The following is a 9,080-nucleotide window of genomic DNA, read 5'->3' on the forward strand; positions in this document are numbered from 1 at the left end:
CAATACAGCATGGCGATTAATTGGGTGATGTCTCTTAATGTAATCATGTTTTTCCTAGTTAATTTTGTTTTGTCCGGCAGCAGCATATCCGGAATCTTGAGAGGCTACCTGAAAACCTTTCCTTTGCTCTTCACCAATCTTCACCGCCTGTTTTCAGGTAGCCTCTTCCGCACCAGTACCCGTCAAACAAAAACACCGCTGTGCGCAGCATGAAGGCCATGCTGGCGGCAGCGGTGTTGCTGTTGGTGCGGCGGTACGGCGTGTTCGCGGGGGGAATCCATTTGGGCTCCGGATTAGGTCGTATCGGTATCGTTTATGTGCGGCATGGTAGCCTGCGGGGGCGGCAGCTGGCAAGCCGATGTTCTGTATGGCAGGTGTGCGGAGCGCACGTGCTCGGTTTTTATCTTCGTTGAAGCTGCGTTTGTGCTGTGCAGAAACTCACGGCGTTCGTTTTGGCGAAACTCGCTGCGCTCGTTTTAGCGAAACTCGCTGCGCTCGTTTTCAGGTAGCCTTTTAGTGGCATAGCAAACCAACTGAACTTCCGCTACGGCCTGGGTTCGCCTTGCTGTGCTTTTGTGCTGTCTGCGGCTTACTGCTTTGTATTGGAAGCCACTTCAGCCCGCTATATGTTTATTTGTTCTGCCCCATTTTGGCGTTGAGCATATCGAGCATGCTGCGCAGGTTGGCTTTACCTTCTTCGTGGCTCACGATGGGTTCGCCGCCTTTGCGGCCGAGGATTTTGAGGTCGGCTTGGGGCATTTCGCCGATAAAGCGGCTGGGCTCGGGGAATTGCCAGCCGCCCTGGCGGCGGCGTTTGACGCAGTGGGTGAGGGTGAGGCTGTGTTTGGCGCGGGTGATGCCGACATACATGAGGCGGCGCTCTTCGTCGAGGTTGCCTTCTTCTACGCTGTCGGCGTGGGGGAAGAGGCCTTCTTCGCAGCCGGCGAGGATAACGTGGGGGTATTCGAGGCCTTTGGAGGCGTGCAGGGTGGAGAGGGTGACGGTGTCGGTTTCTTCTTTGCTGCGGCTGTCGAGCAGGTTCATCAGGGCGATGGTTTGGGAAAGTTCGATCAGGGTTTTGCCGTCTTGTTCGCCTTTTCTGGCCAGCCAGGCGCATAAATCTTGCACGTTGCGCCATTTGATTTCGCCGCTTTTGCCTTCTTCGTGTTCGAGCAGGTAGGTTTCGTAGCGGATGTCGGCCAGGAGCTCTTGGATGAGGCTGCCGGCGGGCTCGCTTTGGGCGCGGCTTTGGTAGCTTTGCATAAGGGCGGTGAACTGGCGCAGGGCTTCGCGGCCGGCGGTTGGGAGCCGGGCTAGGGCTTCGGCGGTGTTGGCGGCGGCGTAGAGGCTGCAGGAGGCTGCGGCGGCGTAGTGGTTGAGGCTGCTGAGGGTGGCATCGCCGATGCCGCGTTTGGGGGTGGTGGCGGCGCGCAGGAAGGCGGGGTCGTCGTCGGGGTTGGCGAGCAGGCGCAGGTAGGCGAGGATGTCTTTGATTTCGGCTTTTTCAAAGAAGCTTTGGCCGCCGGAAACACGGTAGGGGATGTGGGCGCTGCGCAGGGCTTCTTCAAACAGGCGGGCTTGGTGGTTGCTGCGGTAGAGGATGGCGAAGTCGGCGTAGTTGAGGCTGTCGCCGCTTTGGTTGCGCCGGCGGATGATGCTGCCGGCGGCGTATTCGGCTTCGTGTTGTTCGTTTTGGCAGGCGATGATGCGAACGGGCTCGCCTTCGCCGTATTGGCTCCAGAGGGTTTTGGGGAAGAGCTTGGGGTTGTTGGCGATGACTTGGTTGGCCACGCGCAGGATGCGGGCGGAGGAGCGGTAGTTTTGCTCGAGCTTGATGATTTTGAGAGCGGGGTAGTCTTGCTGGAGCAGGCGGAGGTTTTCCATATTGGCGCCGCGCCAGGCGTAGATGCTTTGGTCGTCGTCGCCCACGGCGGTGAAGCGGCCTTCGGCGCCGGTGAGCAGCTTCATGAGGGTGTATTGGCAGGTGTTGGTGTCTTGGCATTCGTCCACCAGGAGGTGCAGCAGGCGCATCTGCCATTTGATTCGGATGCCGGCTTCGTTTTGCAGCAGGCGGGTGGGCAGGAGGATGAGGTCGTCAAAATCGACGGCTTGGTAACTGTGCAGGGTTTCCTGATAGCCGGCGTAGAGCTGGGCGGTTTGGCGCTCCCATTCGTTGGAGGCTACCTGAAAGGCTTGCTCGGGTGTGAGCAGGTCGTTTTTCCACAGGGAAATTTTGTGTTGGGCGCGGAAGACGGCGTCGCGGCCGCTGCTGCCGAGCAGCTCGGCGATGATTTTGCCGCTATCGGAGCCGTCGAATATGGAGAAGTTTTTTTTGTAGCCGATGTGCTGGGCTTCTTCGCGCAAGAGGCGCATGCCGAGAGAGTGGAAGGTACAGACGGTGAGCCCGCGGGTTTGGCGGCTGCCGAGCATGGCGGCGGTGCGCTCCTGCATTTCGGCGGCGGCTTTGTTGGTGAAGGTGATGGCGGCGATGTTGTGCGGGGCGTAGCCCACTTCGCGGATGAGGTGGGCGATTTTTTCGGTGATGACGCGGGTTTTACCGCTGCCGGCACCGGCCAGCACAAACAGGGGGCCGCCAAGATAATGCACGGCTTCGAGCTGCTGGGGGTTGAGTTGGAAGGGTTGTGTGGACATGGGGGAGTGGATAAGGCTGCCTGGGCTTTCAGGTAGCCTGTTGCTGGTGTATCGAAAATTTAGCTTCTCAGGAATTCGCTGTGTTTGTTTTGGCGAAACTCGCTCGCTTGTTTTTGCTACGCAGAAACTCACTGCACTCGTTTTCAGGTAGCCTTATCTTGCTTTGGCGGCTCGAATGTTTTGCAGCAGTTCGTTTATATCTGCACCGGCGCCGTTTTTGAGGGCGGCCTCCGCCCATTTTTCTGCGTTGTGCAGTGTGGTTGCTTGCCGGTCGGTTTGGTATTGGTCGAAGAAAATATGGGCGAGGTTGGCCTGGGCTTGCAGGTGGCCCAGCTCGGCGGCTTTGATGTGCCAGTATAGGCCGGCCTCATGGTTTTGCTCGTAGAAAGCGAAATGGGCTGACAATTTCAATGCGGCTTGGCTGTCACCTTCGGCAGCAGCTTGTTTGAAATGCTCCAGTTCGTTGGCGGGGATGGCGGCGAAGCTACTGATGGATGGGTTGGAGTCTGGCAGGGGCATAGGGTGTTCACTTTGAGCATGGACACTGAGGCTGAGGCAGATAAGGATTAGAGCCGGTATGGCGGCCGGCCGGATGGGTTTGATTGGGCGCATTGTGCTCATATTTTCCTGTGCAAGAGGCTACCTGAAAACGGTTTGTTCGATTTTCAGGTAGCTTCTTTTTTCTGTTTGGCGGCGGCTTTGCGGCGGCGGTTTTCTTTCGGGTCGATGAGCAGGGCGCGGTACACTTCCACGCGGTCACCTTCACGCAGCTGGGCGCTATCTTTCACTTTTTTGCCGAAGATGCCGATGGGCGCGGCGGCAAAATCAACGTGCGGAAATTCGGTTACCAATGCGGATTGCAGCACAGCCTGCCGCGCGGTGGTGCCGCAGGCTACCTGAAAAGCCAGCAGGCTTTGTTTGCCCGGCTCGGCGTAGGCCACTTCGATATTGAGCGGGGGATTGCTAGGCATAGCGGCGGCCTGCCTCTTTCACGAAAGCATCCACCAGCGTGCCGCTGATGTGGCTGAACACGGGGCTGATGAGCGCGGAGAGCACGCGGCTGGAAAATTCGTAGTGCAGCTCGAATTCCACTTTGCAGGCATCGTCGCCTAGGGGCAGGAAGTGCCAAGTTCCGTTCAGGCTTTTAAACGGCCCCTCCAGCAACACCATACGGATTTCGCGGCCGGGGATGTTGCGGTTGTGCGTGGCAAACGATTGGCTCACACCCATATAGTCCATAAACAGCCGTGCTTTCAATTCGTTGCCGCTGCGCTCGATGATTTCGGTGCGGCTGTACCACGGCAGAAACTGCGGATAATCCTCCGCTTTATCCACCAGCTCGAACATCTGCTCGGCAGGATGTGGCACGAGCAGGGATTTCTTCACGGTTTTGAGCGACATACAAACGGCCTTGGCAATGCAAAGTGCGCATTATATAGCGAAACGCCAAGCCGCCCCACCGCCAAGCACGCATATGGCGCTTAAAAACACAGATTGTCAATCATAAACAATGAATTAATCTAAATCTACTATTCTTGGCTCGAAACTTGCTTGAAGTTTGTTCGATACCGCTCGGCCGCCGCCGATCTACTTCTTCAACCCCATCCCCCGTACACGTAAAACACATGGAAAACTCCGCAGAACGTTTGGCTTGGATACAGCTTGCACTGATGCCGTATATCGGCGCGGAAACGTTTTACGAATTGTGCCGCCACTACGGCTCGGCCGGTGCCGTGTGGGCGGCTGAGCAGGAAGTGGGCGCCATTCTGCCCAGCCGCCCGGCGCAGGAAGCTTGGCGCAGCCGCCGCCACGAGGCCGAAGCCGCTGCCGAAGCCGCGTTGGCATGGGAGCAGCAGGCAAACTGCCGTTTATTGTTGGCTTGCGACGCAGATTTTCCACTGCAATTGGGCGAAGGCATCACCGCACCGCCCTTATTGTTTGCCCGCGGTAATACTGAATGGCTGCACCGGCCTTCGGTGGCCATCGTGGGCAGTCGGCATGCTACGCCGCAGGCGATGCGGATTGCCGGCGAATTCGGCGAAGCCTTGGCCGCTGCCGGCATCGTAACCGTATCCGGCATGGCTGCCGGCATCGACAGCGCCGCCCACGAAGGCGCGTTGCGTAAGCAGGGCGGCACGGTGGCGGTGTGGGGTACGGGCATCGACCGCGTGTATCCCGTAGCCAACAAAGCCTTGGCGCACCGCATTGCCGAACAAGGCTGCGTGCTCTCCGAATTCCCCTTGGGCACGCGCCCGCTGGCTGGCAACTTTCCGCGTCGCAACCGCCTGATTGCCGCGCTCTCCTCTGCCGTGCTGGTGGTGGAAGCCGCTTTGGAATCCGGTTCGCTGATTACCGCGCGGCTGGCGGCAGACATGGGGCGCGAAGTATTCGCCGTGCCCGGCTCCATCGACAACCCGCACAGCAAAGGCTGCCACGCGCTGATTAAGCAAGGCGCGAAGCTCACCGAAACGCTGGCCGATATTTTGGAAGAATGTCCGCAGCTGCCGCAAACCGTAGCGCCTAACCGCCAAACGACAGTCCAAGCCAAAAGGCTACCTGAAAACGAGCGTAGCGAGTTTCTGCGTAGCAAAAACGAGAGTAGCGAGTTTCGCCAAAACGAACATAGTGAGTTTCTACAAAACCAAAACGCAGATGTCGAACATCGCCAAGCCGAATCGCTCCCAAGCGAACAGCCCGTCTTGGCTGATACCGCGCCGGAACCGGCAGAAATTGAAACGGAAACTTCACCGCTGCTGCAAGCCATGGGTTACGACGCGGTACACCCCGACAGTCTGGCCGAGCTGCTCAAATTGCCCGCGGCCGATGTGTATGCCGAACTGACTTTATTAGAAATCAACGGCCAAATTGCCCCGCTCTCCGGCGGCCGCTACCAACGTATTGCTCCAAATAGGAATGCCAAATGATTGACGTAATTGCCTTTTTGATAAACAACTTCCAAGACTTCGATACCTGCCCGCCCAGCGAGGCCTTGGGCAGCCTCTTGGAGCAGGTGGGTTTCCAGGATGAGGAAATTCGTGATACGCTATTATTTATGAACGTGCTCCAAGAACGCAGCCGCTCGCTACACCGCAATTTCCGCGAAGAGCAGGCAATGCGCGTGTATCTGCCCGAAGAGCTTGCCGCTTTGCCGCCCGAGGCTTTGGGTTTGCTGCACTTTTTGGTGCAAAACGGCGCGCTCTCTGTGGAACAACGGGAATTTGTGCTGCTGGCGCTGATGCACCTGGCAGACAAGGCGGACGAACCGCTCACCGATGCGCATGTAAAAGTGCTGTCGCTCTTGGTATTGTGGGCAGACAAATCCGAGCTGCCGATGCTCATCAGCGACGATTTGGTCAATGCCCTGCTGCACGGCCAGGCGGTGATGAATTGAGAAAGGCCGCTGCTCTTTAATCTATAAAGGCTACCTGAAAAATGAAGGTTTTCAGGTAGCCTTTGATTGAATACGCCGCGCTTGCACCAAGATGGATTAAAGGCTACCTGAAAGCTTGCTTTTAACAGCTAAAGCACTATATCTCTTCAGCTACAGTGTGGCCAAAAACAAAAGTATTATGCGAGGAAACTATGTCGAAAAACCTGCTGATTGTGGAATCTCCCAACAAAATCAAATCTATTAAAAAATACCTGGGCAGCGATTTTGAAGTGTTGGCCTCCTTCGGCCACGTGCGCGATTTGGTGCCGAAAAACGGCGCCGTTGATCCCGAGCACGATTTCGCCATGAAATACGAAGTGCCGGCCAAGAGCAAAAAGCATATTGATGCCATCGTGGCGGCCGCCAAAGAAGCCGACACCCTCTATCTGGCCACCGACCCGGACCGCGAAGGCGAAGCCATTTCCTGGCATATCTACGAAATCCTCAAATCCAAACGCGGCATCAAAAATCTGGACGAGCGCACCCTGCGCGTGGTGTTCCACGAAGTCACCAAAAAAGGTGTGCAGGAAGCCCTCAAACAGCCGCGCAAGCTCGATATGGGCTTGGTGGATGCGCAACAGGCACGCCGCGCCTTGGATTACCTGGTCGGCTTCAATCTCTCCCCGCTGTTGTGGAAAAAAATCCGGCGCGGCTTGAGCGCCGGCCGCGTGCAAAGCCCGGCCCTGCGCCTGATTTGCGAGCGCGAAAACGAAATCCGCGCCTTTGAAAAGCAGGAATACTGGAGCATGCACCTCGACAGCCACAAAGGCCGCCAAAAATTCGCCGCCAAGCTCACCCAATGGCAGGGCAGCAAACTGGAGCAGTTCTCCCTGCCCAACGAAGCCGCCCAGGCCGCCGTGTTGGCTGCCATGCAGGGCAAACCGGCGCAAGTGCTCGATGTGGTGAAGAAAAAAGCCACCCGCAAGCCTGCCGCGCCCTACACCACTTCCACCATGCAGCAAGACGCTGTGCGCAAGCTCGGCTTCACCACCGACCGCACCATGCGCACCGCCCAGCAGCTGTTTGAAGGCGTGGACGTCGGCCAAGGCTCGGTCGGCCTGATTACTTATATGCGTACGGACAGTGTAACCCTGTCGCAAGACGCGATAGCCGAAATCCGCCACTACATCGACAACAAAATCGGTGCCGGTTTCCTGCCCAAATCGCCGCGCATGTACCGCACCAAATCCAAAAACGCCCAAGAGGCGCACGAAGCCATCCGCCCCACGTCGGTGTACCGCTCGCCTGAAAGCGTGAAGCCCTTCCTTTCCGCCGACCAATTCAAGCTCTACCAAATGATTTGGCAGCGCACCATGGCCTGCCAGATGGTGGAAGCCAAATTCGATGCCACCACCGTAGACATCGGCGTGGGCGAAGGCGTGTTCCGCGCCACCGGCCAAGTGCTCGTATTTGCCGGCTTCCTGAGCGTGTATCAGGAAGGACACGATGAAGACGACGAGGATGAAGACAACAAAAAACTGCCAGAATTGGCCGTGGGCGACGATCTGCCTGTGGACAAACTCTATGGCGAGCAACACTTCACCCAGCCGCCGCCCCGCTTCAACGAGGCCACGCTGGTGAAGGCCTTGGAGGAGTTCGGCATCGGCCGCCCCTCCACCTACGCCAGCATCATCAAAACCCTGAAAGACCGCGAATACGTAACCATCGACCAGCGCCGCTTCCTGCCCACCGACACCGGCGAAATCGTGAACAAATTCCTCACCGAACACTTCACCCAATACGTGGATTACGATTTCACCGCCAAGCTCGAAGACCAGCTCGACGACATTGCCAACGGCAAACGGCAGTGGATTCCCGTGATGGACAAATTCTGGAAAGGCTTCCACAAACAGATTGAGGAAAAAGCCGGCATCGAGCGTGCCAAAATCACCACCGAAGAGCTGGACGAAACCTGCCCCAAATGCGGCCAGCACAAGCTGCAAATCAAATTCGGCAAACGCGGCCGCTTCATCGCCTGCTCCGGCTATCCCGATTGCGACTACACCCGCAACCTCAACGAAACCGCCGAAGAAGCCGCCAAAGCCGCCAAAGCCGCCGAAGAGCCCACTATCGTAGAAGGGCGCGAATGCCCCAAATGCGGCGGCCAGCTGGTGTATAAAAAAGGCCGTTTCGGCAAATTCATCGGCTGTGCCAACTATCCCAAGTGCAAACACATCGAGCCCTTGGAAAAACCCAAAGATACCGGTGTGGCCTGCCCCAAATGCGGTAAAGGTAGTCTGATTGAGCGCAAGTCGCGCTACGGTAAACTGTTCTACAGCTGCAACACCTACCCCGACTGCGACTACGCCACCTGGAACCAGCCCGTGGCCGAAGAATGCCCGAAATGCCACTGGCCGGTGCTCACCATCAAAACCACCAAGCGCTGGGGTGTAGAAAAAGTTTGCCCGCAGAAAGAGTGCGGCTGGAAAGAGCAAATCGAACCGCCCGCTCCGAAAGGCTAAAGCAGCAAAGAAGCGAAAGGCTACCTGAAAATGAGCAATATTTTTCAGGTAGAGACCTTTGCAAAAAAGCCCTTCCCTCGACAACCGAAACCCAAAAACAGGTTTTCGGCTGTTTTCGCCCCCAATCACTCCTAATTTTACCCAAATACCCCCTTAATCCTCCCCGGATACCTGATAATCAGGCATCCGGGCCGCCTTTTAGGCGGCAACAGGCGCACTTAGCCTGTTAGCCGCTTTCAACAGGTTCAAACACATCGCCTTCAGATGGCTTTGCGCACTCACTTTAATCAGCCCGAAATAGGCTGCCCGGGCATAGCGGAATTTTTCGTTTGTGCTTCCGTCAGCGGACGGTTGCGGTGGGCTTTGCGCATAATGCCGTCCAGCAACCGGTGTTCTTCCAGATGTTGCCGGTTTTCCTTACTGTCATAGCCTTTATCGGCATAGACGGTCGTACCTTTGGGCAGTCCTTCCAACAAAGGCGACAGGTGTTTGCACTCATGGGCATTGGCGGGGGTAATGTGCAGTTTCTCGATATA

At 57.0% G+C, this 9,080-nt stretch carries 8 protein-coding genes and 2 pseudogenes; 4 read left to right on the top strand and 6 right to left on the bottom strand.

The genetic code is table 11. The features are described from left to right. A partial coding sequence (locus tag ACO6EE_RS02550) for a hypothetical protein (RefSeq protein WP_485959004.1) occupies window positions 1-213 on the top strand: 213 nt, incomplete at its 5' end. Window positions 214-630: 417 nt separating this feature from the next. Here ACO6EE_RS02550 and ACO6EE_RS02555 read toward each other — a convergent pair. The 5 genes and pseudogenes from ACO6EE_RS02555 to ACO6EE_RS02575 form a co-directional block, all read right to left on the bottom strand. Further along, entirely contained in the window at window positions 631-1,884 is a 1,254-nt protein-coding gene (locus ACO6EE_RS02555; protein WP_485959013.1) for a 3'-5' exonuclease, read from the bottom strand. Between the two features lie 24 nt (window positions 1,885-1,908). Further along, window positions 1,909-2,652 (bottom strand): annotated as a pseudogene (locus ACO6EE_RS02560) (UvrD-helicase domain-containing protein); the annotation flags it as partial. A 153-nt stretch (window positions 2,653-2,805) separates the two neighbouring features. Continuing rightward, window positions 2,806-3,273, bottom strand: coding sequence for a hypothetical protein (locus tag ACO6EE_RS02565; protein WP_485959006.1), 468 nt, complete (start codon window positions 3,271-3,273; stop codon window positions 2,806-2,808). Window positions 3,274-3,317: 44 nt separating this feature from the next. Continuing rightward, window positions 3,318-3,623, bottom strand: coding sequence for an RnfH family protein (locus tag ACO6EE_RS02570; RefSeq protein ID WP_485959007.1), 306 nt, complete (start codon window positions 3,621-3,623; stop codon window positions 3,318-3,320). Then, window positions 3,616-4,053, bottom strand: a complete 438-nt coding sequence (locus ACO6EE_RS02575; protein ID WP_485959008.1) for a type II toxin-antitoxin system RatA family toxin — start codon at window positions 4,051-4,053, stop codon at window positions 3,616-3,618. Before ACO6EE_RS02575 ends, ACO6EE_RS02570 begins: the two co-directional genes overlap by 8 nt. Before the next feature lie 224 nt (window positions 4,054-4,277). Between ACO6EE_RS02575 and dprA the strand changes: the two genes are divergently transcribed. The 3 genes from dprA (at window position 4,278) to topA (ending at window position 8,544) form a co-directional block, all read left to right on the top strand. After that, on the top strand, window positions 4,278-5,576 hold the full coding sequence (dprA, locus tag ACO6EE_RS02580) for a DNA-processing protein DprA (protein ID WP_485959009.1): 1,299 nt from the start codon (window positions 4,278-4,280) through the stop codon (window positions 5,574-5,576). Further along, entirely contained in the window at window positions 5,573-6,043 is a 471-nt protein-coding gene (locus tag ACO6EE_RS02585; protein ID WP_003824720.1) for a Smg family protein, read from the top strand. Before dprA ends, ACO6EE_RS02585 begins: the two co-directional genes overlap by 4 nt. Window positions 6,044-6,234: 191 nt before the next feature. Further along, complete coding sequence (topA, locus tag ACO6EE_RS02590; protein WP_485959011.1) at window positions 6,235-8,544, top strand: type I DNA topoisomerase; 2,310 nt, start codon at window positions 6,235-6,237, stop codon at window positions 8,542-8,544. 198 nt (window positions 8,545-8,742) lie between these two features. On the opposite strand, the pseudogene ACO6EE_RS02595 reads toward topA, so the two are convergent. Next, a pseudogene (locus ACO6EE_RS02595) lies at window positions 8,743-9,080 on the bottom strand (transposase); the annotation flags it as partial.

This window comes from Eikenella sp., from assembly GCF_057315495.1.